Origin of the sequence: Pseudonocardia zijingensis (assembly GCF_042657305.1) — a bacterium.
GTDB classification, from domain to species: domain Bacteria; phylum Actinomycetota; class Actinomycetes; order Mycobacteriales; family Pseudonocardiaceae; genus Pseudonocardia; species Pseudonocardia zijingensis.
On record NZ_JBHSKO010000004.1, the window covers coordinates 265,102 to 288,645 of the forward strand.

The window sequence follows — 23,544 nt, forward strand, 5'->3', positions numbered from 1 at the left end:
CCCTGCCGCCGTTCCGCGCGGCACGGCCGTGCTGCGATCCGGAGGCTTGTGCCTTGCCCCCCACCACGCCCGTGAAGCGCAAGCGCGGCGAAGGCCAGTGGAAGCTGGGCCACCGCGAGCCGCTCAATCCCAACGAGCGCACCAAGAAGGACGACGACGGCCTGAACGTCCGGGCCCGGATCGAGAACATCTACTCCAAGCGCGGGTTCGACTCGATCGACCCCGCCGACCTGCGTGGCCGGTTCCGCTGGTGGGGCCTGTACACGCAGCGCCGCCCCGGCATCGACGGCGGCCGCACGGCGGCGCTGGAGCCCGAGGAGCTCGACGACCGCTACTTCATGCTCCGCGTGCGCATCGACGGCGGGGCGCTCACCACCGACCAGCTGCGGGTGGTCGGCGAGGTCAGCCAGGACCACGGCCGCGACACCGCCGACATCACCGACCGGCAGAACATCCAGTACCACTGGATCGAGGTCGAGGACGTCCCGGCGATCTGGCAGAAGCTCGAGGCGGTGGGGCTGCAGACCACCGAGGCGTGCGGCGACACCCCGCGCGTGATCCTCGGGTCGCCGGTGGCCGGCATCTCGGCCGACGAGGTGATCGACGGCACGCCTGCCGTCCGGGAGATCCTCGACCGCTACATCGGCAGCCGGGAGTTCTCCAACCTGCCGCGCAAGTTCAAGACCGCGATCTCGGGCCAGCAGGACATCGCGCACGAGGTCAACGACGTCTCGTTCGTCGGCGTCGACCACCCCGAGCACGGGCCCGGCTTCGACGTCTGGGTCGGCGGCGGGCTGTCCACCAACCCGAAGATCGCGCAGCGGCTCGGTGCCTGGGTGCCGATCGAGGACGTGCCCGACGTGTGGGCCGGCATCGTGTCGATCTTCCGGGACTACGGCTACCGCAGGCTGCGCCACCGCGCCCGCATCAAGTTCCTGGTGGCCGACTGGGGCGCTGAGGAGTTCCGCCGGGTTCTGGAGGAGGAGTACCTCGGCCGGAAGCTGGCCGACGGGCCCGCCCCGGTGATCCCCGAGCTGCCGATCGACCACGTCGGCGTCCACAAGCAGCGCGACGGCCTCAACTACGTCGGCGCGGCGCCCGCGTCCGGCCGGGTGTCGGGCTCCGTCCTGGTGGGCCTCGCGAAGGCCGCGGAGGCGGCGGGATCGCGGCGGGTGCGGCTCACGCCGTACCAGAAGGTCGTGGTGCTCGACGTCCCCGACGAGAACGTCGCGTCGCTTTCGGCCGAGCTCGACGCGCTGGGCCTGCAGGTGCAGCCGTCCCCGTGGCGCCGCTCCACGATGGCCTGCACCGGCATCGAGTTCTGCAAGCTCGCGATCGTCGAGACGAAGGAGCGGGCGATCCGCCTGGTCGAGGACCTCGAGGAGCGCCTCGCCGACGTCTCCCCCGACGTCCCGATCTCGATCCACCTCAACGGCTGCCCGAACGCGTGCGCCCGCACCCAGGTGGCCGACATCGGGCTCAAGGGCCAGATCGTCACCGACGCCGAGGGCAACCAGGTCGAGGGCTTCCAGGTGCACCTCGGCGGGGGCCTCGGGCTCGACTCCGGCTTCGGCCGCAAGCTGCGCGGCCTCAAGGTCACCAGCGCGGAGCTCGGCGACTACGTCGAGCGCGTGGTGCGCCGGTTCCTGGCCCAGCGCTCCGAGGGCGAGCGGTTCGCCCAGTGGGTGCTGCGCGCCGAGGAGGCCGACCTCAAGTGAGTGAGCGAGCCGTCCCGTTCTACTGCCCCTACTGCGGCGACGAGGACCTGCGCCCGGCGGAGGCGGCGCACGGTGCCTGGTACTGCGCGGCCTGCCTGCGCACGTTCTCCCTGAAGATGATCGGTATCGGAGTCCCGGAGGTCTCCCGGTGAGTCTCGCGACAGAAGTCGACTTGCGCGCGCTCGCCGAGCGCGGCGCCAGAGAGCTCGGCCCGGACGCCACGGCCCAGCAGGTGCTCGCCTGGGCGGCCGAGACGTTCGGCAACCGCATGATCGTGGCGTCGAACATGCAGGACGCGGTGCTCGTCGAGCTGGCGGCGAAGGCCCGCCCGGGCGTCGACGTGCTGTTCCTCGACACCGGCTACCACTTCGCCGAGACGATCGGCACCCGCGACGCCGTGGAGACCGTCTACGACGTGCGGATCGTCAACGCCACACCGGAGCACTCGGTGGCCGAGCAGGACTCGCTGCTCGGCAAGGACCTGTTCGCGCGCGACCCGAACCAGTGCTGCGCGCTGCGCAAGGTCGCCCCGCTGCAGAACACCCTCGCCGGGTACGACGCCTGGGTCACCGGGGTGCGCCGGGTCGAGGCGCCCACCCGGGCGGGCACGCCGCTCGTCACCTACGACGAGAAGTTCGGCCTCGTGAAGATCAACCCGATCGCCGCGTGGACCGACGAGGAGATGGACGCGTACATCGCCGAGCGGGGCGTCCTGGTGAACCCGCTGGTCGCCGAGGGCTACCCGTCGATCGGCTGCGCGCCGTGCACGGCGAAGCCGCTCCCGGGCGCCGACAAGCGCTCCGGGCGCTGGGCCGGCACCGGCAAGATCGAGTGCGGGTTGCACGTCTCATGACCGCCACGCTCCCGCTGACGCCCACGGCGGCTCCCGCGCTCGACGCGCTGGACGCCCTGGAGAGCGAGGCCATCCACATCTTCCGCGAGGTCGCGGGCGAGTTCGACCGCCCGGTGATCCTCTTCTCCGGCGGCAAGGACTCCACCCTGCTGGTGCACCTCGCCGTCAAGGCGTTCGCACCTGCTCCCGTGCCGTTCGCCCTGCTGCACGTCGACACAGGGCACAACTACCCGGAGGTCATCGACTTCCGCGACCGCCTCGTCGAGCGGCTGGGCCTGCGGCTGGAGGTGGCGCACGTCCAGGACTGGATCGACGACGGCAGGCTCGTCGAGCGTCCCGACGGCACCCGCAACCCGCTCCAGACCGTGCCGCTGCTCGACACGATCAACGAGCACCGCTTCGACGCCGTGTTCGGCGGCGGGCGCCGCGACGAGGAGCGGGCGCGGGCCAAGGAACGGATCATGTCGCTGCGCGACGCGTTCGGCCGGTGGGACCCGCGCAAGCAGCGGCCCGAGCTGTGGAACCTCTACAACGGCCGGCACGCGCCGGGCGAGCACGTGCGCGTGTTCCCGATCTCCAACTGGACCGAGCTGGACGTCTGGCGCTACATCCAGCGCGAGGGCATCGAGCTGCCGTCGATCTACTTCGCCCACGAACGCGAGGTGTTCCGCCGCGACGGGATGTGGCTGGCCGAGGGGCCGTGGGGCGGACCCCGCGGCTCCGAGGAGCTCGTGAAGAAGTCGGTGCGCTACCGCACCGTCGGCGACGGCTCGTGCACCGGCGCGGTCGAGTCCACCGCGAACACCCTCGACGAGATCATCGCCGAGGTCACGGCCTCCCGGCTCACCGAGCGGGGCGCCACCCGCGCGGACGACCGGTTGTCGGAGGCCGCCATGGAGGACCGGAAGCGCGAGGGCTATTTCTGATCATGACCAAGGACCTCTTGCGCTTCGCGACGGCGGGCAGCGTGGACGACGGCAAGTCCACGCTGGTCGGCCGGCTGCTCTACGACACGAAGTCGGTGCTCGCCGACCAGATCGAGGCCGTGCAGCGCGCGTCGGTCGACAAGGGGCTGGCCACTCCGGACCTGTCGCTGCTGGTCGACGGCCTGCGCGCCGAGCGCGAGCAGGGCATCACGATCGACGTCGCGTACCGCTACTTCGGCACGCCCACGCGCGAGTTCGTCCTCGCCGACACCCCCGGCCACGTCCAGTACACGCGCAACACGGTCACCGGCGCGTCCACGGCGGAGCTCGCCGTGCTGCTCGTCGACGCCCGCAACGGCGTGGTGGAGCAGACCCGCAGGCACGCCGCGGTGCTCGCCCTGCTGCGCGTCCCGCGGCTCGTGCTGGCCATCAACAAGATCGACCTCGTCGACTACGACGAAGGCATCCTCAACGCGATCGCGAAGGACTTCGCGGGGCTGGCGCGGTCGCTCGGGTTCGCCGACGACGCCGTCGTCACGATCCCGGTCTCGGCGCTCGTCGGGGACAACGTCGTGGAGCGCTCCGAGCGCACGCCGTGGTACGAGGGCCCCACGCTGCTGGGGCACCTGGAGTCGGTGCCGGTCACCGGCCCCGAGGTCGGCGCCCCGTTCCGGATGCCGGTGCAGTACGTGATCCGGCCCCGCACCGACGAGCTGCACGACTACCGCGGCTACGCGGGCCAGGTCGCCGCGGGCACCGTGGCGCCCGGCGACGAGGTCGTCGTGCTCCCGGGCGGCGCCCGCACCACCGTGGCCGCGGTCGAGACCGCCGACGGGCCGCTCGAGTCGGCGGCGGCGGGGCGCAGCATCACCGTGCAGCTCACCGACGACATCGACATCTCCCGCGGCGACGTGCTCGCCTCCGCCGCCGCCCCGCCGCGGGTCACCGACGAGCTGGACGCCACCCTGTGCTGGCTCGCCGAGAAGCCGCTGCGGGCCGGCGCCCGGCTGCTGCTCAAGCACGGCACGCGGGTCACCCCGGTGATCGTCGGGGCCGTCGGTGAGCGGCTGTCGCTCGGCTCCGAGATCCCCGCCTGGGAGCCCGCGCCGGAGGAGCTGGGGATCAACGACATCGCCCACGCGGCGCTGCGCACGGCCGACCCCCTGCCCGTCGACGAGTACGCCGACATCCGCGCCACCGGCAGCTTCCTGCTCATCGACCCGCCCACCGGCAACACCCTCGCCGCCGGGCTCGTGGGCACCCCGCTCACGGTGACCGGCTAGGCACAGGCACATGGCAGCACCGGCACTCGTCGCCGTCGCGCACGGCAGCCGCGACCCGCGGTCGGCGGCCACCGTGAGCGACCTGATCGCCGAGGTGCGCAGGCAACGGCCCGGGATGGACGTGCGGCTGTCCTTCCTCGACCTGTCCGCTCCCCGGCTGCCCGACGTCCTCGACGCCGTGGCCGCCGACGGGCACCGCTCGGCCGTGGTGGTGCCACTGCTGCTCGGGCACGCGTTCCACGCACGCGTCGACGTGCCGAGCGCGGTCACCGCGGCGGCGGCCCGGTTGCCCGGCCTGGACATCGAGATCAGCCCGGTGATCGGCGGGCACGAGGGGCTGTCCGCGGCGGCGTTGCGCAGGCTCGCCGCGACGCTGGGGACCGGCCTGCACGACCCCGGGCTGGGAGTCGTGCTCGCCGCGATCGGGTCGTCGCACGCCGCCGCCAACGCCGCGGTCGCCGACCTCGTGGCGGGCTGGACCCGCCGGTTCGGCTGGCACGGCGGCAGCCCGGCCTTCGCGGCGATGGCCGCCCCCACCGTCACCGACGCCGTGGCGGCGCTTCGCGCGAGCGGCGCGCAACGGGTGGCCGTGGCGCAGTGGATCCTCGCGCCGGGCCTGCTGCCCGACCGCATCGTCCGGGACGCGGAGGCCGCGGGCGCGTCCGTCGCGGCACCCCTGGGCCCCGACCCCGACGTCGCACACGCGATCCTCGCGCGATACGACGCCCTGATTGCGTCGAAACACTTTTCGCAGACCCGCATCGCGTGAAAGCCGCATTGCGGCACCCATAACCGCGAGAGCCTGGTCACCTCCTTCCCGCAACACCGGTGAACCCGGGCCCCACCTGCACATTCGCAGACGTCCGGACATTTCCCGGACGATCCCGCAGCACGGACACCTCCTTGTAGTCGATCAAGCGACAACGCACGATGGAGTGGTGTCGTCGACCGCGCAGACCCGCACCGCGGGTGAGGTGTCGATGACCGCCATTCTGCTGCCGGACCTCGAGCGGTTCTGGCCCTCGCGACGCTGCCACGCGTTCGACGAGTTCTGTCGCGGCTGAGCTCCTCCCCCACCCCGTCCGGCACGCGGCCGACGCACGGCCACGCCCTTCCCCGAGCTCACCGCCCGACCCCTCTTCGGGAGCACCCCGCATGCGCACCCTCATCGTCTTCGCCCTCGTGGGCTTCGGCGCCCAACTCGTCGACGGCGCCCTCGGCATGGCCTACGGGGTCACGTCGACGTCGTTGTTGCTGCTCATCGGCACCAACCCGGCCACGGCGAGCGCGTCCGTGCACCTGGCCGAGGTCGGCACCACCATCGCCGCGGGCCTCTCGCACTGGCGCTTCGGCAACGTCGACTGGAAGCTCGTGCTGCGCCTGGGCGTGCCCGGCGCGGTCGGGGCCTTCCTCGGCGCCACGGCGCTCTCGGCGCTGTCCACCGAGGACGCCGCCCCGTACATGGCGGGCGTGCTGCTCGCGCTCGGCGTCTACATCCTGATCCGCTTCTCGGTGCGCCCGCCGCGCGTCTCGCAGGCGCGGGTCTCGCCGCACCGCTCGAAGTTCCTGTCGCCGCTGGGCCTGGTCGCCGGCTTCGTCGACGCCTCCGGTGGCGGCGGCTGGGGCCCGGTGGCCACGCCCGCACTGCTCACCGCGGGCCGCACCGCTCCGCGCACCGTCGTCGGCTCCGTCGACACCTCCGAGTTCCTCGTCGCGGTGGCCGCGAGCATCGGGTTCCTCATCGGGATCGGGTCCGAGGTGCTCGACCCGTGGACGATCGGTGGCCTCCTGCTCGGCGGCGTGCTCGCCGCGCCCGTGGCGGCGTGGCTGGTCACCAAGATCCCCGCGCCGGTGCTCGGCACCGCGGTGGGCGGCCTGATCGTCCTGACCAACACGCGCACGATCCTGCGCGCGTTGGACGTCGCCGACGGCGCCCGCACCCCGATCTACCTCGCGGTCGTCGGCATCTGGGTGGCCGCCGTGGCCATCGCCGTCGCCAAGCTGCGGCAGGCGGCCGCCGCGGAGCCCGTCGCCTCCGAGGACGCCGACGAGGCGCCCGTTCCGGCCCGGGACTGAGGGACGCGGGGTGCTCACCCGACGGCGCGACCGGGACCACGGCCGGAACGCGAGCGACCGCTGTCACGCGGCACGCCCGTCCCGTCCCGTCCCGACCCGCCCAGGAGGCACCCCGTGTCCGGTCCCACCCGCGACTCCGTTCGCCACTCCATCGCCGAGCGCCTGCTGACCTCGCTCGAGGACCTGGTCCGCCGCCACCGCGCGCTCGGACCCCACGACGGCGGCGGTGGAGCGCTGCACGACCAGGCGCTGCACGCCGAGCTCATCGCCGCCGAGGTGGCCCACGAGCTGGCGGTCACCCGCAGCGCCCTGCACCGCCACCCGCCCTTGCGCTGAACACGCCGACGGGTTCTCGGCGACGCGCCGAGAAGTGAAGATCTCTTTCGGGTGAATCGTGACCCCGTTCGCTCCTGCTCGTTGCACTGCGTGCGGGGGCCGGTGGCTCCGCCGACCGGGCGAGGGAACGTCGATCGGGTGGGTATGAGGGTGCGCAGTGCCACGCTGGTCCGTGCTGCTCTGTCCGGTGCGGTGGTGTTCCTGATCGCGGCCGGCGTCACCGCACCGGCACTGGCCGCCGGCCAGGACGAGGACTGCCCCGACGCCGGGCCCGTCGAGGCCCTCATCCACGGTCTCTCCTGCACCACCACCGCCTCCTCCGAGCAGCTCACCCCCGGCACCCTGCTCGACCCCCGGTTCCCCGACGTCCCCGACTTCCCCGGGCTCGAGGACGACGACGACTCCGACGAGGACGATTCCGACGACGAGGACGAGGACTCCGACGACGAGGACTCCGACTCCGATGCGGACGAGGACGAGGACGAAGAGACCGAGAAGGACGAGGACGCCGAGGAGGACACCGGCGCCGCGGTGACCGCCGCCGGCGACGGGTCGGACGACACCGGCGCCACGGACAGCCGGCGCACCGCCCAGGCGGCCGACGCGAACACCGCCGCGCCGCGGGATTCCGGCGCGGGCGCCGCGGTCGGCTCGGCGGTGCTGCCCGGCGTCGGCGATGCCGTCGACCGCGAGCACTCCCCCGGCCTCGACTGGACCGGCGCCCTCGAGCCGCGGCGCCCGGCCATGCCGCCTGCGGTCGAGGAGCCACCCGCCCCGCCTGCCCCCGTGCGTCCCGAGACCCCCGCAGCACCCGAGGCGGACGAGCGGGTGGCCGGCCTGGCCGCCGTCTCGTTCGCCACGTCCTTCCCCTCGCCGGTGGAGGCCCGCTGGACCCTCGGCGCGGTGCTGGGGAGCCTGGCCCTCACACTGCTGCTGCTCGCCGCGCTCGCCCTGCCCGTGGGCACGCTCAACCGCGCCGCCGCGCAGCAGCCCGACCGGGTCGAGGCCCTGCTGTCGCGGCTGCGGGTCCCCCCGGGCGCGGGCCGGCCGGCGCCCGCGGTGTTCGTCACGGCGGTCGCGATCACGGCGCTGGCGGGCGCGGTGATGCTCGGCTTCCTCACGCCCGCGTTCCCGTTCGACGCGTCCGCGCCCGCGCTGCTCGTGGGCCTCGCCGTCGCGTTCCTCCTCGTGACGGCGGCACAGCAGGGCACGCAGCTGCTGTACGTCGCGCGCTGGTGGGGGGTGCGCTGCCACGTGGGCCCGGTTCCCGGGTTCCTGCTGCTCGGGGCGATCGGCGTGGTCCTGTCCCGCGCCGTCGGGCTGGAACCCGGACTCGTGCTCGGCACGCTCGTCGCCTACCGCACCGCCCGCCCGCTGCGCTCCGACGAGGAGGGTCCGGCCGTCGCGCTCGCCGCCACCGCCTTGACCGCCCTCGGTGGCACGGCGTGGATCGTGCGCGACCCGCTCGTCGCCGCGGCCGGAGCGCCCGGCACGTTCCTCGCCGACGTCGTCGCCACGGCGCTCACGGCCACCGCGGTGAGCTCCGCGGCCAACCTGCTGTTCGCGCTGGTGCCGCTGTCGTTCCTGCCCGGTGCCGCGCTGCTGCGCTGGTCGCCCGGGCTGTGGGCGCTCTTCGCCTGCACCGGCGGCTTCGCGTTCGTGCACCTCACGGTGCTCCAGGGCAGCGACGCCCTCGCGGGCCGAGCGGTGGCACTGGGCGTGCTGCTCGGCGTCTACCTCCTGGTGGCGGCAGGCCTCTGGACGTGGCTGCGCCCCACCGCGGCCGGCCCCGTCGCCTGAGCTCCGAACGCCCTCATACACCAGCTCTGGCGCCCACACACCGGTTGCAGTCGGTGTGCGAGCGGCACCGGTTGTGTGTGAGCGCCCCGACCGGCTCGCACACCAGCCGTGGTGCCGAAACACCGATCGCAACCGATGCGCCAGCACCACCCCCTCGTGCGCGAGCCCCCAGCGGGGGCACCCGACCCACTGGCACACCAGCTCTGACGCCGACACACCGGTTGCAGTCGATGTGTCAGCACCACCGGTTATGTGCGAGCCCCCCGGCGGCCGCACCCCACCCACTGGCACACCAGCTCTGGCGCCGACACACCGGTTGCAGTCGATGCGCGAGCGCTCCAGGTGGTGTGCGAGCACCACCGGCCGGCGGCTACCGCCGCGCCAGGCCTCCGACGGCGCAGTCGTCGGGCTGGACGGGCACGAGCTGCCCGTGCACGAGCCGCCGGTCCACGCCCAGGACGTCGACCAGGAGGTCGGTGAGGGCACCGAGCAACCGGCGCCGCAGCTCGGCGGGGTGGTCGGTGTACACGACGGCCGTGAAGTACGGGGCCGACCGCCCGTCTGCCGGGATGGCGCCGTTGGCCCACAGCTCAGGCCGGTGCAGGGTGATGTGGGCCCGGACCCGGTCCCGGGGCACGCCCGTGATCTCCGCGTAGCGGGTGCTCATCACGACGAGCAGCTCCGCGTGCTGAGCGGACGTGTGCAGCCCCTCGACGAGGTGAATTTCCAGCACCGGCATGCGCACACCGTAGGGATCTGCGCGGCGGCGCCTCCGCGCCGGGTCAGCCGGGTCAGTCCGAGAGCGCGTCCACGACGACGGGCTGGCGCTGCTCCCACTCGAGGAACCGCTCGGTCTCGGCCAGGAACGCCCCGCCGAGCCAGAGCGCGATGATGCCGTCGTCGGCGAGGCCGAGGAGCGGCACGATCGCCTCCGGAATGAGGTCGAGCGGCGACACGAGGTACGCCAGGGCGAGGACGATCAGCCCAAGCTTGCCGCGCGACAGCTCCGGGTAGCGGCCGGACAGAGCACTGCCCAGCAGCCGCGGGAGGGCGCGCAGCCGCTCCGCGATGCCCGGGCTGCCCGGACGCCGCGACTGCGTGATGGCCCGCCAGAGTGCGGTGAACGCCGCGATCCGTCGCGGCCCGATTTTCGCCACGCCCGTATCAACGCATCCGCGCCCCGTGGGGTTCCCGGCACGTGCCCGGATCGGGCGACGGGGCCGACTCGCTCCGACGGCAGGAGCACGGGCTACTGTCGAAGGGGAGCAGCACCACCTCTTGCCGGGAGAACATCCGATGGGCGTCATCTCGCGCGCGGGCGCGTCGGCCGCCCTCGTCGTCACGTTCGGCGCGGTGCTGCTCGGGTGCGGCGGTTCGGTGGCCGACGCCGACGCGCCCGACCCCACGCGCAGCCGCCCCGCGCCGCCGAGCCCGTTCTGCGCCGCGGCGCAGGCCAACCTCGAGGCGATCCGCCCGCTCAACGGGCTCGTCGCCCAGGGCCAGGTGCCGCGCGACGAGCTGGCGCGCACGATCGCGGCCGTGCGCCGCGCGGGCCAGGACATGGTGTTCGCCGCCCCGGACGACATCCGCACCGACGTCGAGCGCACGGTGGAGGCGCTCGGCATGCAGCTGGACGTGCTGCTGGAGAGCGGTGGCGACCAGACCGCGCTCTCCCGCGACACCGAGCTCACCAGCAAGCTCAACTCCCCCGAGTTCGCCGGGGCGGGTGAGCGGGTGCGCGCCTACGTCGAGCGCAACTGCGGCGCGGGCACCCCCAGCACCCGCCGCTGAGCGACCCCTGCCGATCCCGTTCGACCGCGAGCACCTTGCCGTATCGACTATCACGATATATCGTGATGGCACACGAGCTACTTCGATGCTCTTGAGAACGAGGAGATGGACATGCACGAGCAGAACCACCCCTGGGCCGGCCCCCGCTTCGGTTTCCGCGGCCGCCGCGGCCCGCACGGAGGCCACTTCCGGCCCGACGCCCCCCAGGTGCCGCCGTTCGCCGACCCGGGCGAGGGCGAGGAGTCGCTGCGGGGCCACCGGCGCCGCAGGCCACCGTTCGGACCCGGCTTCGGGCCGCCCTTCGGGCCCGGGATGCGCGGCTTCCCCGGCCCGCGCGGCAGGCGCGGGAGGCGCACGTCGCGCGGTGACATCCGGTCGGCGGTGCTGGCGCTGGTCGCGGAGCAGCCGCGGCACGGCTATGAGATCATCCAGGAGATCGCCGAGCGCACCGGAGGCGTGTGGCGGCCGAGCCCCGGCTCGGTCTACCCCACGCTCTCGCAGCTCGAGGACGAGGGCCTGGTCCGCGTCGAGCAGGCCGACGGCCGCCGCGTCGTCCACCTCACCGAGGAGGGCACGCGGTACGTCGACGAGCACCGCGAGGAGCTCGACGCCGTCTGGGCGTCGGTGGGCCGCGACGCCGATGACGAGGCCACCGTGGAGCTGTGGGAGCAGCTGGGTCAGCTGCACGCGGCCGCGGCGCAGGTGATGTCGGCGGGCACGCCGGAGCAGATCGCCACGGCCACCAGCACGATCACCGAGGCCCGCAAGGCGATCTACCGCCTGCTGGCCGAGTAACCACGGGCCGTGAGTGGATACGAGTGCCAGAGCACTCGTATCCACTCACGGGTCAGGCGCGGACCGCGGACATCCCGGGGGAGAAGTCGGGGTCGATCTGGGCAGCCAGGTCGGCCCCGACCGCCTTGTTGCCCCAGGCCGCCGCGTTGCGCAGGTGGAACTCCACGGTGCCGCGGTGGTAGGCGGCCCAGTCGCGCTCGCGCGCGTCGAGCGCGGTGAGCACGGCGTCGAGCACCTCCAGGTTCTCGGGTTCGAGGGCGGCCACCGGCGCCACCGCGCCGCGCTCCGCCGCCCGCACCCACGCCGACTGGCCGAACCAGCCGATCAGGGCGTCGCCCACCTGTTCCCGCAGGTAGGCGACGTCGTCGGCGTCGGTCACCTTGTTGCCCAGCACCCGCAGCTCCACGCCGTGCCCGAGGGCGTGCTCGGCGTACTGCTGGTACACCCCGATCCCCCGCCGGGTCGGCTCGCTGACGAGCACGGTGAGGTCGAACCGGGTGAACAGGCCCGAGGCGAACGCGTCCGCGCCCGCGGTCATGTCGACCACCACGTACTCGCCGGGCCCGTCGACGAGGTGGTTGAGGTAGAGCTCCACGGCGCCGGTCTTCGAGTGGTAGCAGGAGACGCCGATGTCCGCCTCGTCGAACTCGCCGGTGACGAGGTGGCGCACGCCGCCCGCCTCCACCGAGAACCGCTGCAGCAACTCGCCGTCGGGGTCGAGGTCGAGCAGGCGGGAACCGCGGCCCGGCGGAGTGGTTTTGATCATCGCGTCGGCGCTCGCGATGCGCGGGTTGGTGCCGCGCAGGTGGTCCTTGAGCCAGGGCAGGTCGGAGCCCAGCGCGCGCTGGGGCGGGCCGTCGTGACCCAGTGCCTGGCCGAGGTGCTGGTTGATGTCGGCGTCGATCGCGAGCACCGGCCTGCCGAGCTCGGCGAGGTAGCGGCTGAACACCGCTGCCGAGGTCGTCTTGCCACTGCCGCCCTTGCCGACGAACGCGATGCGCACGCCCGCCTCCTCCCGCACTAGCCGGATCACTGAGCGCAGATGATAATCATTGCCACTATGGGGTGACGGCGGCGGGCCCCGTGATCGGGAATCGGGTCAGCGGGGCGTACGCCGCCGCTCGGCCAGCACCGTGCGCAGCGACGGCACGACCACACCCTCGGCCGCCAGCTTCCGCCGCGCGCGCCTGCGCGCCACGAGGAGACCGCCGAGCGCGAGCGCCCACACGGCGTACTGCACCGTCCACGCCACGCGGAAGGCCTCCGGCGTGTAGCCACCGGGGCCGACGATCCCGAGCACCACCCCGACGCCGAGCGAGATGGCGAGCGTGGCGGAGAAGCCCGCCATGTTGATGATCCCGACGGCGGTGCCCTGCCGGTGGCCGGGGTTGAACGTGCGCGCGTAGTCGAAGCCGATCATCGAGGTCGGGCCGCCGAGCGCCAGCACCACCACGAGCAGGCAGAGCAGCCAGGTCGGGGCAGGTGGCGGGACGGCGAGCACGGCCGTCCAGACCGCCACCGTGATGCCGAGCACCGCGAGCACGAGCCACGACCGGCGCAGCGGGTGCCGGGCGGTGAACTCGCCGAACAGCGGCCCGGCGACGATCCCGGCCACGACGAGCAGCGTCAGCATCGCGCTCGCCGCGCCCGTCGAGAACCCCTGGCCGGCCACCAGGTACGGCACGCCCCACATCAGCGCGAACACCTGGCCGGAGAACTGGGTGCCCATGTGCGTCCAGAAGCCCAGCCGGGTGCCCGGCTCGAGCCACGAGGAGACGAGCCCGCGCACCACCTCGCGCGGCGACGGCGCGGGCGGCGGGGGCGGCGCGCCCGGCGGCCGGTCGCGCACCACGGCCAGCGCCGCCAGCCCGACGGCCACCCCGAGTGCCGCGGCCGAGACGAACGCGGGCGTCCAGCCGGGGCCGTGCAGCACCGCGGCGAGGGGCACGGCGGACAGCACCTGCCCGCTCTGCCCGATGAGCCCCGTCAGCTGCGTCATCATCGGCACCCGGCGGGGCGGGAACCAGCTTGTGACCACAGAGAGGACGCTGATGAACGTCAGCGCGTCGCCTGCCCCCACGAGCACGCGGGCGAGGATCGCGAGCGGGAGATCGGTGGCGACGGCGAGCACGAGCTGGCCCGCGGCCATCGTGAACGCGCCGACGACGATGAGCCGCCGGGCGCCGAACCGGTCGAGCAGCACGCCCACCGGGATCTGCAGGCACGCGTAGACCAGCAGCTGCAGCACCACGAACCCGGCGAGCTCCGCGGGGGCGGCCTGGAAGCGCTCGGCGGCGTCGAGACCGGCCACGCCGAAGGAGGTGCGGTGCATGACCCCCACGAGATAGGCGGCCAGACCGACCGACCAGACGACCCAGAGGCGATGGTGAAGATTCGTCCTGGGTCTCATCTCGTCCCCCATGGTGCCCCCGCGGGCGCGAAAACGGGATGCTGTGCGGGCAGACTCACGTTGCACACGGAGAGACGTGCGACGGGCGGGGCGAGGGCCTCGTCGAGAGGCGGAGGTGTGCCGTGCTGGATCCGGCTGGGCTTTACGAGGTGGCGCCCGATGCGCCGCAGCTGGACGGCCCCGTGCTGCTGGTGGCGCTCGACGGCTTCGTGGACGCGGGCAACGCGACGAGGCTGGCGACGGAGGCCCTGGTGGAGGGCCGGGAGAGGCGCCTGGTGGCGCGCTTCGACGTCGACCAGCTCCTGGACTACCGCTCGCGGCGCCCACCCCTGCGCTTCGAGACCGACCGCTGGGCGGGCTACACCGCCCCCGAGCTGGACGTCGTGGCGCTCACCGACACCGGCGACACCGGCTACCTGCTGCTCGCGGGCCCCGAGCCCGACATGCAGTGGGAGCGGTTCTGCGCGGCGGTCGAGCAGCTCGTGCGGCGCCTCGGTGTGCGGTTGGTGATCAACCTCACGGCCATCCCGATGGCGGTGCCGCACACCCGGCCGATCGGCGTCACGGTGCATGGCACGCGGCCGGAGCTCACCGAGGGGCACGAGGCGTGGTTCGCCACCGCACACGTGCCGGGCAGCGCCGTGGCGCTGATGGAGTACCGGCTCGGCGAGGCCGGGCTGGACGCCATGGGCTTCGCCGTGCACGTGCCGCACTACCTGGCGCGCGCCGAGTACCCGCAGGCCGCCCGCGTGCTGCTGGACCACGTCGGTCTCGCCGCGGGCCTCTACCTGCCCACCGAGAGCGTCAGCAAGGCGGCCGAGCGCACCGAGGCGGAGATCGCCGAGCAGGTCGCGGGCTCCGAGGAGGTGCGTCAGGTCGTCGAGGCGCTGGAGCGGCAGTACGACATGGTGTCCTCCGGCCGGGCCGAGCGCTCGAGCATGGGGCTGTCGGGCGAGCTGCCCAGCGCCGACGAGCTGGCCGCCGAGGTGGAGCGGTTCCTCGCCGGTCAGGACGACGAGGACCACGGCCCCGGCTGACGCCCGCTGCCGTCTGCGTGATCATGTTCCCGCCCATCCCCGCAGATCGGGCGGGTAACGACGCGGTCGCCATTCGGCTCCAGGAGTTGCGTCGAGCGCCTGGCAGATCGAGGGTGTGGCCCAGCGTGACACGTAGGAAGGGGGCGAGCTCGGGCGCAAGCCCGGGCGATACGGCATGACGATTCACAAAGAGGGCGATACCACCGAGAATCCACCGCTGCCGGATCCGACGGCGACGGTGCTGAGCGCGGAGGAACGCCAGCCCACCGACCCCTGGGTCTTCGGCATCGCCGCCGGCCTGGTCGTGGCCTTCATCGTCTGGGGGGCGGTGTCGGTCGAATCGCTCAGCAACGTCTCCTCCGCGGTGCTCAGCGGCGTGATGAACGCAGGTGGCTGGGCGTTCGTGCTCGTCGCGAGCGGGTTCGTGGTGTTCACGCTGTGGCTGGCGTTCAGCAACTACGGCAAGATCCCGCTCGGGCGCGACGACGAGGAGCCGGAGTTCCGCACGGTCTCCTGGGTCGCGATGATGTTCAGCGCCGGCATGGGCATCGGCCTGATGTTCTACGGCGTCAGTGAGCCGCTGTCGCACTTCACGAACCCGCCGCCGGGCACCGTGCCGCCCGGGTCGCCGGAGGCGCTCGACGTCGCGATGGCCACCACGCTGTTCCACTGGACCCTGCACCCGTGGGCGATCTACGCGGTGGTCGGGCTGGCGATCGCCTACAGCACGTTCCGCCGCGGCCGCCGCTCGCTGATCAGCTCGGCGTTCGCGCCGCTGCTGGGCGAGCGCCGCACCCAGGGCGCGTTCGGCCGGGCGGTCGACATCCTCGCGATCTTCGCCACGCTGTTCGGGTCGGCTGCCTCGCTCGGGCTCGGCGCGCTGCAGATCGGCGCCGGCTTGCAGGCCAACGGGTGGGGGGAAGCCCCGCTCGCGCTGCTGATCGCCATCATCGCCGTGCTCACGATCGCGTTCGTCGCGTCCGCGGTGTCCGGCGTTGCCAAGGGCATCCAATGGCTCTCGAACATCAACATGGTGCTCGCCGCGATCCTGGCGGTCTTCGTGTTCGTCGCGGGCCCGACGATCCTCATCCTGAACCTGATCCCCACGGCGATCGGCGACTACTTCGGCAACATGGCCCAGATGGCCGCCCGCACGGCGGCCACCGGCGGCGACGCCACCGCCGAGTGGCTGTCGGGGTGGACGGTCTTCTACTGGGCGTGGTGGATCTCCTGGACCCCGTTCGTCGGGATGTTCATCGCCCGGATCAGCCGGGGCCGCACCATCAAGCAGTTCGTCGTCGGCGTGCTGCTGATCCCGAGCCTCGTGAGCCTGATCTGGTTCGCGATCTTCGGTGGCGCCGCGATCAACCTGCAGCGCAGCGGCACCGATCTCGCCTCGCAGAGCCTCGAGGCGCAGCTGTTCGGGCTGCTGCACTCGATGCCGCTCGGCGGGCTGCTCAGCGTGGTCGCCATGCTGCTGGTCGCGATCTTCTTCGTGTCCGGTGCGGACGCTGCATCCGTGGTCACGGGCACCCTGTCGCAGCGCGGATCGATCGAGCCCTCCCGCCCCGTCGTGATCTTCTGGGGTGTGGTCATGGGTGCGATCGCCGCGATCATGCTCGCGATCGGGGCCGCGCAGGCGGGCGCCGAGGAGGAGGACGCGGCACTCACCGGCATCCGCGACATCACGATCATCTCCGCGGCACCGTTCGCGATCGTCATGGTCGCGCTGTGCGTGGCGCTGGCGAAGGACCTGCACCACGACCCGCTCATGCGCCGCGACCGGCGTGCGGTGGCGGCCGTGGAGCAGGCGGTCGAGCACGGCACGAAGACCTACGGCGACGAGTTCGTGGTGGCGGTCAAGCCGCACCCGGACGCGGCGGCCGACGGGTCGGCGCCCGAGACGGAGAAGAAGAAGGACGACGAGGCGTAGTTCCTCGAACAAACGCCGGCAAGGTGGCTTTACTGGCGTAATCGGCCAGCAAAGCCACCTTGCTGGCATTTAGGGGGCCTCTACGGCTGGAGGACCACCTTGCCCGTCACGCGGCGCTCGTCGATCAGTGCCAGCGCCTCGGCCGCGCGGTCGAGCGGGAGGGTGGTGCTGATCAGCGGGTCGAGGGCGCCCGACCGCAGGTGGGGCTCCAGCTCGGCCCACTGCGCCTTCAGGTAGCCGGGCCGGGCCGAGGCGAACGCGCCCCAGCCGACGCCCACCACGTCGATGTTGTTCAGCAGGAGCCGGTTGACCTTGACGGTGGGGATCTCGCCCGCGGTGAAGCCGACGACGAGCAGCCGCCCCTCGGGGGCGAGGCAGCGCAGCGAGTCGGTGAAGCGGTCGCCGCCCACCGGGTCGACCACGAGGTCGACGCCCGCGCCCCCGGTGAGTTCCTTCACGGCGTCCTTGAACCCGTCGGCGAACACGGTGTCGTGGGCGCCCGCGGCGCGGGCCACCTCGGCCTTCTCCGCGGTGGACACCACCGCGATCACCCGGGCACCGAGCGCGGCGGCGAGCTGGATGACAGCCGTGCCCACGCCGCCCGCGGCCCCCTGCACCAGCACCTTCTGGCCCGCGCGCAGGTGCCCGCGCACGAGCAGGGCGAAGTGGGCGGTGAGGTAGTTCATCGGCAGGCAGGCGGCCGCCGGGAACCCGAGCTCGTCCGGCAGCGGCAGCACGACGTCCACGGGGGCGGCCACCACCTCGGCGAACGCGCCGGTGCTCGTGAACGCGGCCACGCGGTGGCCGGGGTGCAGACCCGAGCCGTCGGGCGCCTCCCGCACCACGCCGGCCACCTCCGACCCGAGTGTGAACGGCAGCTCTGGTTTGTTCTGGTAGAGCCCCTTCGACTGCAGGACGTCGGGGAAGTTCACCCCGATCGCCCGCACGTCGACGAGCACCTCGTCGGGCTTGCGTTCCGGCTCGGGCAGCTCCCGCACCTCGACCGCCGCCGGCCCGTCCAACCTCACCACCTGTACCGCGCGCACCCCGCAGTCCCTTCGTCGACCAGTGCTGCGGGGGACATTACGGGTCAGAGGCGCCCCTTGGCCGGGTCGCCGCCGGGCAGCGGGGCCATGGTCACCACCGTGGGCGGCGCCGCCAGCAGCCCCTCGATCGCCGTGGTGAGCTGCTTGACGCCCTGGCCGGCCGCGTGGGCGCCGAGCAGTCCCTCCGACTCCCACTTCTCGATGAGCACCAGGGTGCCGTCCGCGGCCTCGTGCAGCGCGTAGAGCAGGCAGCCGTCCTCCGCGTGGACCACGGGGAGGACGTCCTCGATGGCCGCCCTGGCCTCGGCGTGGCGGCCGTCGGCCGGGCGGAAGACGGCGGTGACGACCACGGGCTTCGGCATGGGCTCTCCCTACAGGTGGGTGGTGCTGGAGCGTTCGAGGAACTCTGCGGGCACCCTGATCCGCCGGGGCGCGGGCGGCAACTTCTGCCGCATCCTCGCGTGCACCAGCTCGACGGAGTGGAGCGCGAGCATGTCGATCGGCTGGCGGACGGCGGTGAGCGGGGGGCGGATCAGGTCGGTCCACGGGTTGTCGTCGAAAACCACCAACGACAGGTCGCCCGGGATCGCGATGCGGGCCTGCGCGAGCATCTTCAGCACCACCCGCACCTGCGCGGTGTTGGCCACCACGAGGCCGGTGGGCGGCTCGTCGAGCGCGAGCATCTCGGCCACGACGTCGGCACCCCGGTCGCCCCGGAACGGTGCCGGGCGCACGAGGCGCTCGTCGCGGGCGACACCGCGCTCGCGCAGCGCCTGCTCGTAGCCGCGCACCCGTTCCACGCCCGTGCTCGTGTCGAGCGGGCCGGAGACGATCCCCACCCGCGTGTGGCCCCGGTCGAGCAGGTGCCGCGTGGCGGTGGCGGCCGACTGCACGTTCTCGATGCTCACGACGTCGACCTGGTCGAGCTCGGCGACGGTGCGGTCGACGAAGACCGCCGGGATGTCGAGGGCGGCGAGCTTCTCCCACCGTTCGACGTTGTGGCCGGTGGGCGTGCCGATCATCCCGCCGACGGAGCGGTCGAGCAGCGTGTCGAGGGCCTGCGCCTCCAGGTGCGGGTCCTCCTGCGTGGTCATGAGCAGGATCTGCAGGTCGCGGGCCCGGGCGTCGGCCACAACGCGGTCGGCGAGGCGGGCGAAGAACGGGTTGGTCAGGTCGGCGAGCAGCAGCCCGACGGTGTCGCTGTGGCCCTGGCTGAGCTGGCGGGCGGCGGCCCGCGGGCGGTAGGCGAGCGCCTCGATCGCGTCGAGGACCTGGGCGCGCTTCGGCGCCGCCACGGGTCCGGTGCCGTTGAGCACGCGCGAGACCACCGAGACCGAGACGCCGGCACGAGCGGCGACGTCCCGGATGGTGGCCGCCTTCTTCATGCCTCCCCCTCCGCGCTGCGACGCGTCAGTAAACCCCACCGCGCCCGTTGACCCGGGAGAAACGCACATGGTACGAAACTGGAACCGTTACCACCCTAACACCCAGGGAGTCCCGTGAACTTGCACGACCTCCTGCAGGCCCGCGAGCGCGACGGCAACCCGATCCGGGTCGGGCTCATCGGTGCCGGCCGGTTCGGCACGATGTTCCTCGCCCAGGCCCGCACCACCCCGGGGATCCACGTCGCGGCCATCGCCGACATCGACACCGACCGGGCGCGGCAGGCCCTGAAGCTCGTCGACTGGCCCCCGGACGCCGTCACCGACGACCTCGGCGCCGCGCTCGACGGCGGGACCACCGCGGTGCTGCCGGAGGCCGCTCCCCTGTTCACCGACCGGATCGACGTCGTCGTGGAGGCCACCGGCAACCCGATCGCGGGCAGCGGACACGCGCTCGCCGCGTTCGACGCGGGCCAGCACGTGATCATGGTGACGGTCGAGGCGGACGCCGTGGTCGGCCCCGCGCTCGCCCGTCGGGCCGCCGAGCGCGGCGTGGTCTACTCGCTCGCCTACGGCGACCAGCCCGCGCTGATCATGGAGCTCGTCGACTGGGCCCGCACCAGCGGCTTCCAGGTGGTCTGCGCGGGCAAGGGCACCAAGTACCTCGAGCACTACCACGAGATGAACCCCGACAACGTCTGGGAGCACTGGGAGTTCTCGAAGGAGCTCACCGACTCGGGCCAGCTCAACCCGTTCATGCACACGGCGTTCCGCGACGGCACGAAGGCGGCGATCGAGATGGCCGCCGTCGCCAACGCGGCCGGGCTCGTGCCGTCCGACGACGGGCTCACCTTCACCCCCGGCGACGTCGAGCAGATCGCCACCGTCTGCAGGCCCCGCGACGTGGGCGGCGTGCTGGCACACGAGGGCACGGTGGACGTCATGTCCAGCGTCGCCCGCGACGGCACCTGGATCCCCCACAACACGCAGGAGGGCGTGTTCGTGGTGGTGAAGGCGACGAACGACTACGTGGCGAACAACTGCTTCGCCGAGTACGCATGGCACCCGGACCCCACGAACCGGTACGCCGCGCTCTACCGCCCGTACCACTACATCGGCCTCGAGCTGGGGATCTCGATCGCCAACGCCGCGCTGCGCGGCGTGGCCACCGGCACGGCCACCGGCTTCCGCGCCGACGTGGTGGCCACGGCGAAGAAGAACCTGGCCGCGGGCGACGTGCTCGACGGCGAGGGCGGCTACGCGGTGTGGGGGAAGCTGATCTCCGCGCGCGGGTCGGTCGAGCGGGGCGCGCTGCCGATCGCGCTGGCCCACCACGTGGAGCTGCGCCGCGACGTCCCCAAGGGGGCGATCGTCACCTGGGACGACGTGCGGGTCGACGACCCCGCGTTCGGCCGGGTGCTCGAGCTGCGGCGCGAGACGGAGCGGCTCCTCGAGCAGCCGTGACGGCACTCTCGCTCCTCGGGCTCGGGCCGATGGGGGCGCCCGTGGCCACCAACCTCGCCCGCCGCCTCGGCGGGCTGACCGTCTGGAACCGCACGCCGGGCAAGGCGGGTGCCGTCACGGCCCTCGGGGCGCGGGAGGCGGCGACGCTCGCCGACGCGGCCGCCGACGTCGTGCTCACGGTGTTGCCCGACCTACCGCAGGTGGAGACCGTGCTGCACGGCCCGGACGGCCTGCTGGCGGGCTGGCGCCGCCGCGGCGTGCGGACGCCCACGCTCGTCGTCCACGGCACGGTCTCCCCCGTCGCCGTGCGCGGGTTCGCCGCCCGGCTGCGGCGCGAGCACGGCGTGCGCGTCGTGGACGCCCCGATGAGCGGGGGCGTGCCCCACGCCGAGCGGGGCACGCTCAGCCTCATGGTCGGTGGCGACCCGGCCGACGTGGAGGTGCTCGCGCCGGTGTTCGCCGCGATCGCCACCACGATCGTCCACCTCGGCCCGGTCGGGGCGGGCCAGCTCGCCAAGGCGTGCAACCAGGTGGTGGTGGCCGGCACCATCGCCGCCCTGTCCGAGGCGCTCTGCCTGGCCGAGGGCTACGGGCTGCCCCGCGCCGACCTGCTCTCCGCGCTCGCGGGCGGGCTCGCCGGGTCCGCCGTGCTCGACCAGAAGCGCGACCGGTGGCTGCGCGAGGACTTCACCGGCGGCGGCAGCGCCCGCAACCAGCTCGAGGACCTCGCGTTCGCCCGCGAGGCCGAGGAGGCCGTCGACGCGCCGTCGGCACTCACGGCACTGCTGCACGACCAGTTCCGCCGGATGGTGACCGGCGGCGACGGCGAGCTCGACCACTCGGGGCTGCTGCGCACCGTCCGCGCGGGCTCCTGACACCGACGTCCACGGAAGGAAGGATCTGCAATGGCGCGTCCGGAACACCCGGAGGCCGGTACGTCACCGCCGCTCCTGCCGGAGGTGCCGCGCGAGCTCGCGCGGCGGCGGATGAACCCCCGCACGATCCTGCTGTTCTTCGGTCCGGGGGCGATCATCGCCTCGCTGACCGTCGGCAGCGGGGAGACGGTCCTCGCCTCGCGGCTCGGGGCCGTGTTCGGCTACGCGATCCTCTGGCTGGTGGTGATCGGCGCGGTCACCAAGGCCGCGATCATCTACGCGTCCAACCGCTACATCGTGCTGACCGGCGAACATCCCATGAGCGGGCTCGCGCGCGTCATCCCCGGACCGCGCGGCTGGTTCCCCGCGCTCATCGGCGCGCTGGCCGTGCTGTCGTTCCCGTTCGTGGCCAGCGCGCTCGCCACCGGCATCGGCAGCTACCTCTCCCTCGTCGTCGGCGGCCCGGCCGTGGCCTGGGGCCTGGTGCTGCTCGTCCTCGCCGCAGCGCTGGCGTGGTTCGGCTGGTACGCCCTGCTGGAGCGCGCGCAGGTCACCATCGTGGCGCTCAAGGTCACCCTCGTGGTCGTCGCCGTCTTCGCCGCGCAGCCGCAGTGGCTCGACGTGCTCGCCGGGTTCGTGCCGCAGGGGTTCGGCTACGAGCCCTACGTGTTCACCGAGTACCCGGAGATCGCCGAGCGGGCGGTCTGGGTGGAGGCCGTGGTGTTCATGGGCGGCCTCGGCGGCGGGATGTACGACTACATCGGGTACGCCGGGCTGATGCGCGAGAAGCGCTGGGGCGCGCTCGGCCTGCCCGGCCGCGACGAGGCGGCGGACGGACCGCTCGCCCTGGCCGACTCGGCACGCGAGCGGGAGCGGGTGCGCGGCTGGTCGCGCGCGCCGCTCGGGGACGTGGTGCTCAGCTTCACGGCCATGGCGCTCACCGCGGTGGCCTTCGTGATCACCGGCAAGGAGATCCTCGGCGCGGCGCAGAACGTGCCGAGCGGCCAGAACGTGCTGACCTACCAGGGGGACGTGCTCGGGGTCGTCCACCCGGTGCTCGAGCACTTCTACGTCGTCGCGATCATTATGGTCTTCCTCGGCACCATGTACGCGCTCTGGGAGGTCTACTCCCGCACCACCTACGAGTCGCTGTCGGCCGTCTCGGAGAAGGTGCGCCGGGCGGGCTTCGGCGCCACCCGCCGCGTCGTGTACCCCTACCTGCTGCTCGGCGGCACCGCGCTGGTGCTCACCGGCGCCGACCTCGTCGCCCTCATCACGCCCGCCAACATCGTGGGCGGCACGATCGCCTGCGGCGTCTACGGACTCGGCCTGCTCGTACTGGAACGGCGCGCGTTCCCCGCCGCGCTGCGCATCCGGCCGGCCACCCGCGTGCTGGTGGCCGTGTCGTCGGTGGTGCTGCTCGGCGCCGGGCTCGTGGCGCTCGGCCAGTACGTGGGGTCGCTGGGATGACCGGGCTACCGATCGCGCCCGGCCACCTGATCGCGGCGGGCTGCTTCCTCGTGCTCGCCGGGCTGCGGGCCGCCGGGGGATCGTGGCTGTGGGCCGCCGTGTTCGCGCTGGCCGCGCTCGTGCAGGTCCTCTTCGGCGCGCGGTTCGCGCCACGGCCCGCGTCCCCGCGGCGGGTGGGCGGCGATCCACGGCGGGCGTCGACGTGGCGGCTGCTCGCGGTGTCCTCGCTCGTCCTGAGCGCGGTGCTGCTGCTGGTGCAGCCGGTGCTCGGCCTGGTGGCCGCGGTGGGCGCGCTGCTCTGCCTCCGGGAGACCCGGCTGCACCGGACGGCCGGCTGACGGCGTCGGGC

25 protein-coding genes are annotated in these 23,544 nt (G+C 73.2%); 18 read left to right on the forward strand and 7 right to left on the reverse strand.

Annotated elements, in window-relative coordinates; genetic code table 11:
* Positions 1-53: 53 nt before the first annotated feature.
* From ACFPL3_RS11185 to ACFPL3_RS11230, 10 genes are all read left to right on the forward strand, one after another.
* Entirely contained in the window at positions 54-1,718 is a 1,665-nt protein-coding gene (locus tag ACFPL3_RS11185) for a nitrite/sulfite reductase (protein ID WP_343944666.1), read from the forward strand.
* Positions 1,715-1,870, forward strand: a complete 156-nt coding sequence (locus tag ACFPL3_RS11190; protein WP_343944665.1) for a PDDEXK family nuclease — start codon at positions 1,715-1,717, stop codon at positions 1,868-1,870. Before ACFPL3_RS11185 ends, ACFPL3_RS11190 begins: the two co-directional genes overlap by 4 nt.
* The gene (locus ACFPL3_RS11195) at positions 1,867-2,571 is read left to right on the forward strand and encodes a phosphoadenylyl-sulfate reductase (protein ID WP_343944664.1); all 705 of its coding nucleotides are present in this window, start codon (positions 1,867-1,869) and stop codon (positions 2,569-2,571) included. Before ACFPL3_RS11190 ends, ACFPL3_RS11195 begins: the two co-directional genes overlap by 4 nt.
* Positions 2,568-3,497 carry a sulfate adenylyltransferase subunit CysD gene (gene cysD, locus ACFPL3_RS11200; RefSeq protein ID WP_343944663.1) on the forward strand — a complete coding sequence of 310 codons (930 nt, stop codon included), beginning with the start codon at positions 2,568-2,570 and terminating at the stop codon, positions 3,495-3,497. The genes ACFPL3_RS11195 and cysD overlap by 4 nt, the downstream gene beginning before the upstream one ends.
* Before the next feature lie 2 nt (positions 3,498-3,499).
* Positions 3,500-4,780: a sulfate adenylyltransferase subunit 1 gene (locus tag ACFPL3_RS11205; RefSeq protein ID WP_343944662.1), complete on the forward strand. Its 1,281-nt coding sequence runs from the start codon at positions 3,500-3,502 to the stop codon at positions 4,778-4,780.
* 10 nt (positions 4,781-4,790) lie between these two features.
* A complete protein-coding gene (locus ACFPL3_RS11210; RefSeq protein ID WP_343944661.1) occupies positions 4,791-5,549 on the forward strand; it encodes a sirohydrochlorin chelatase in 759 nt (252 codons plus the stop codon).
* Positions 5,550-5,718: 169 nt separating this feature from the next.
* Entirely contained in the window at positions 5,719-5,844 is a 126-nt protein-coding gene (locus ACFPL3_RS11215) for a hypothetical protein (protein ID WP_343944660.1), read from the forward strand.
* Between the two features lie 91 nt (positions 5,845-5,935).
* Positions 5,936-6,856, forward strand: a complete 921-nt coding sequence (locus ACFPL3_RS11220) for a sulfite exporter TauE/SafE family protein (RefSeq protein WP_343944659.1) — start codon at positions 5,936-5,938, stop codon at positions 6,854-6,856.
* A gap of 114 nt (positions 6,857-6,970) precedes the next feature.
* Positions 6,971-7,192, forward strand: a complete 222-nt coding sequence (locus tag ACFPL3_RS11225; RefSeq protein WP_343944658.1) for a hypothetical protein — start codon at positions 6,971-6,973, stop codon at positions 7,190-7,192.
* Positions 7,193-7,336: 144 nt separating this feature from the next.
* Positions 7,337-8,992: a hypothetical protein gene (locus ACFPL3_RS11230; protein ID WP_343944657.1), complete on the forward strand. Its 1,656-nt coding sequence runs from the start codon at positions 7,337-7,339 to the stop codon at positions 8,990-8,992.
* 370 nt (positions 8,993-9,362) lie between these two features.
* On the opposite strand, the gene ACFPL3_RS11235 is transcribed toward ACFPL3_RS11230, so the two are convergent.
* Together ACFPL3_RS11235 and ACFPL3_RS11240 are read right to left on the reverse strand one after the other, a co-directional pair.
* Positions 9,363-9,731, reverse strand: coding sequence for a tautomerase family protein (locus tag ACFPL3_RS11235; protein ID WP_343944656.1), 369 nt, complete (start codon positions 9,729-9,731; stop codon positions 9,363-9,365).
* Positions 9,732-9,783: 52 nt separating this feature from the next.
* Positions 9,784-10,149, reverse strand: coding sequence for a YkvA family protein (locus tag ACFPL3_RS11240; protein ID WP_343944655.1), 366 nt, complete (start codon positions 10,147-10,149; stop codon positions 9,784-9,786).
* Between the two features lie 139 nt (positions 10,150-10,288).
* On the opposite strand from ACFPL3_RS11240, the gene ACFPL3_RS11245 reads away from it, so the two are divergent.
* Positions 10,289-10,783, forward strand: a complete 495-nt coding sequence (locus ACFPL3_RS11245) for a hypothetical protein (RefSeq protein ID WP_343944654.1) — start codon at positions 10,289-10,291, stop codon at positions 10,781-10,783.
* A gap of 111 nt (positions 10,784-10,894) precedes the next feature.
* A complete protein-coding gene (locus tag ACFPL3_RS11250; RefSeq protein WP_343944653.1) occupies positions 10,895-11,578 on the forward strand; it encodes a PadR family transcriptional regulator in 684 nt (227 codons plus the stop codon).
* Positions 11,579-11,630: 52 nt separating this feature from the next.
* Here the strand turns inward: ACFPL3_RS11250 and ACFPL3_RS11255 are convergent, their stop codons facing one another.
* Entirely contained in the window at positions 11,631-12,581 is a 951-nt protein-coding gene (locus tag ACFPL3_RS11255) for an ATP-binding protein (RefSeq protein ID WP_343944652.1), read from the reverse strand.
* Between the two features lie 96 nt (positions 12,582-12,677).
* The gene (locus tag ACFPL3_RS11260) at positions 12,678-14,000 is read right to left on the reverse strand and encodes an MFS transporter (protein WP_379588868.1); all 1,323 of its coding nucleotides are present in this window, start codon (positions 13,998-14,000) and stop codon (positions 12,678-12,680) included.
* Positions 14,001-14,110: 110 nt separating this feature from the next.
* On the opposite strand from ACFPL3_RS11260, the gene ACFPL3_RS11265 reads away from it, so the two are divergent.
* Entirely contained in the window at positions 14,111-15,025 is a 915-nt protein-coding gene (locus ACFPL3_RS11265) for a proteasome assembly chaperone family protein (RefSeq protein WP_343939749.1), read from the forward strand.
* A gap of 175 nt (positions 15,026-15,200) precedes the next feature.
* A complete protein-coding gene (locus ACFPL3_RS11270; protein WP_343939748.1) occupies positions 15,201-16,958 on the forward strand; it encodes a BCCT family transporter in 1,758 nt (585 codons plus the stop codon).
* Positions 16,959-17,038: 80 nt separating this feature from the next.
* On the opposite strand, the gene ACFPL3_RS11275 is transcribed toward ACFPL3_RS11270, so the two are convergent.
* Genes ACFPL3_RS11275 through ACFPL3_RS11285 form a run of 3 tightly spaced genes read right to left on the reverse strand, consistent with a single transcriptional unit; the run spans position 17,039 to position 19,389 of the window.
* Complete coding sequence (locus tag ACFPL3_RS11275; RefSeq protein ID WP_343939747.1) at positions 17,039-18,004, reverse strand: NADPH:quinone oxidoreductase family protein; 966 nt, start codon at positions 18,002-18,004, stop codon at positions 17,039-17,041.
* Positions 18,005-18,048: 44 nt separating this feature from the next.
* Entirely contained in the window at positions 18,049-18,366 is a 318-nt protein-coding gene (locus ACFPL3_RS11280) for a putative quinol monooxygenase (protein WP_343939745.1), read from the reverse strand.
* A gap of 9 nt (positions 18,367-18,375) precedes the next feature.
* Positions 18,376-19,389 (reverse strand): LacI family DNA-binding transcriptional regulator, encoded by a 1,014-nt coding sequence (locus ACFPL3_RS11285; protein WP_343939743.1) that lies wholly within the window; start codon positions 19,387-19,389, stop codon positions 18,376-18,378.
* A 114-nt stretch (positions 19,390-19,503) separates the two neighbouring features.
* Here ACFPL3_RS11285 and ACFPL3_RS11290 point away from each other — a divergent pair, with 114 nt between their 5' ends.
* From ACFPL3_RS11290 to ACFPL3_RS11305, 4 genes are read left to right on the forward strand one after another with little or no spacing between them, the layout of a single operon-like run.
* Entirely contained in the window at positions 19,504-20,850 is a 1,347-nt protein-coding gene (locus ACFPL3_RS11290; RefSeq protein WP_343939741.1) for an NAD(P)H-dependent oxidoreductase, read from the forward strand.
* Complete coding sequence (locus tag ACFPL3_RS11295; RefSeq protein WP_343939739.1) at positions 20,847-21,725, forward strand: NAD(P)-dependent oxidoreductase; 879 nt, start codon at positions 20,847-20,849, stop codon at positions 21,723-21,725. The genes ACFPL3_RS11290 and ACFPL3_RS11295 overlap by 4 nt, the downstream gene beginning before the upstream one ends.
* 30 nt (positions 21,726-21,755) lie before the next feature.
* Complete coding sequence (locus ACFPL3_RS11300) at positions 21,756-23,195, forward strand: Nramp family divalent metal transporter (protein WP_343939737.1); 1,440 nt, start codon at positions 21,756-21,758, stop codon at positions 23,193-23,195.
* A complete protein-coding gene (locus ACFPL3_RS11305) occupies positions 23,192-23,533 on the forward strand; it encodes a hypothetical protein (protein WP_343939735.1) in 342 nt (113 codons plus the stop codon). Before ACFPL3_RS11300 ends, ACFPL3_RS11305 begins: the two co-directional genes overlap by 4 nt.
* Positions 23,534-23,544: the final 11 nt, after the last annotated feature.

Coding starts and splice junctions, on each gene's coding strand:
- ACFPL3_RS11235 (WP_343944656.1), bottom strand. CDS start 9,731: ATGCCGGTGCTGGAAATTCACCTCGTCGAGGGGCTGCACACGTCCGCT.
- ACFPL3_RS11280 (WP_343939745.1), bottom strand. CDS start 18,366: ATGCCGAAGCCCGTGGTCGTCACCGCCGTCTTCCGCCCGGCCGACGGC.
- ACFPL3_RS11210 (WP_343944661.1), top strand. CDS start 4,791: ATGGCAGCACCGGCACTCGTCGCCGTCGCGCACGGCAGCCGCGACCCG.
- ACFPL3_RS11205 (WP_343944662.1), top strand. CDS start 3,500: ATGACCAAGGACCTCTTGCGCTTCGCGACGGCGGGCAGCGTGGACGAC.
- ACFPL3_RS11270 (WP_343939748.1), top strand. CDS start 15,201: ATGACGATTCACAAAGAGGGCGATACCACCGAGAATCCACCGCTGCCG.
- ACFPL3_RS11245 (WP_343944654.1), top strand. CDS start 10,289: ATGGGCGTCATCTCGCGCGCGGGCGCGTCGGCCGCCCTCGTCGTCACG.
- cysD (WP_343944663.1), top strand. CDS start 2,568: ATGACCGCCACGCTCCCGCTGACGCCCACGGCGGCTCCCGCGCTCGAC.
- ACFPL3_RS11250 (WP_343944653.1), top strand. CDS start 10,895: ATGCACGAGCAGAACCACCCCTGGGCCGGCCCCCGCTTCGGTTTCCGC.
- ACFPL3_RS11260 (WP_379588868.1), bottom strand. CDS start 14,000: ATGGGGGACGAGATGAGACCCAGGACGAATCTTCACCATCGCCTCTGG.
- ACFPL3_RS11230 (WP_343944657.1), top strand. CDS start 7,337: ATGAGGGTGCGCAGTGCCACGCTGGTCCGTGCTGCTCTGTCCGGTGCG.
- ACFPL3_RS11220 (WP_343944659.1), top strand. CDS start 5,936: ATGCGCACCCTCATCGTCTTCGCCCTCGTGGGCTTCGGCGCCCAACTC.
- ACFPL3_RS11305 (WP_343939735.1), top strand. CDS start 23,192: ATGACCGGGCTACCGATCGCGCCCGGCCACCTGATCGCGGCGGGCTGC.
- ACFPL3_RS11300 (WP_343939737.1), top strand. CDS start 21,756: ATGGCGCGTCCGGAACACCCGGAGGCCGGTACGTCACCGCCGCTCCTG.
- ACFPL3_RS11285 (WP_343939743.1), bottom strand. CDS start 19,389: ATGAAGAAGGCGGCCACCATCCGGGACGTCGCCGCTCGTGCCGGCGTC.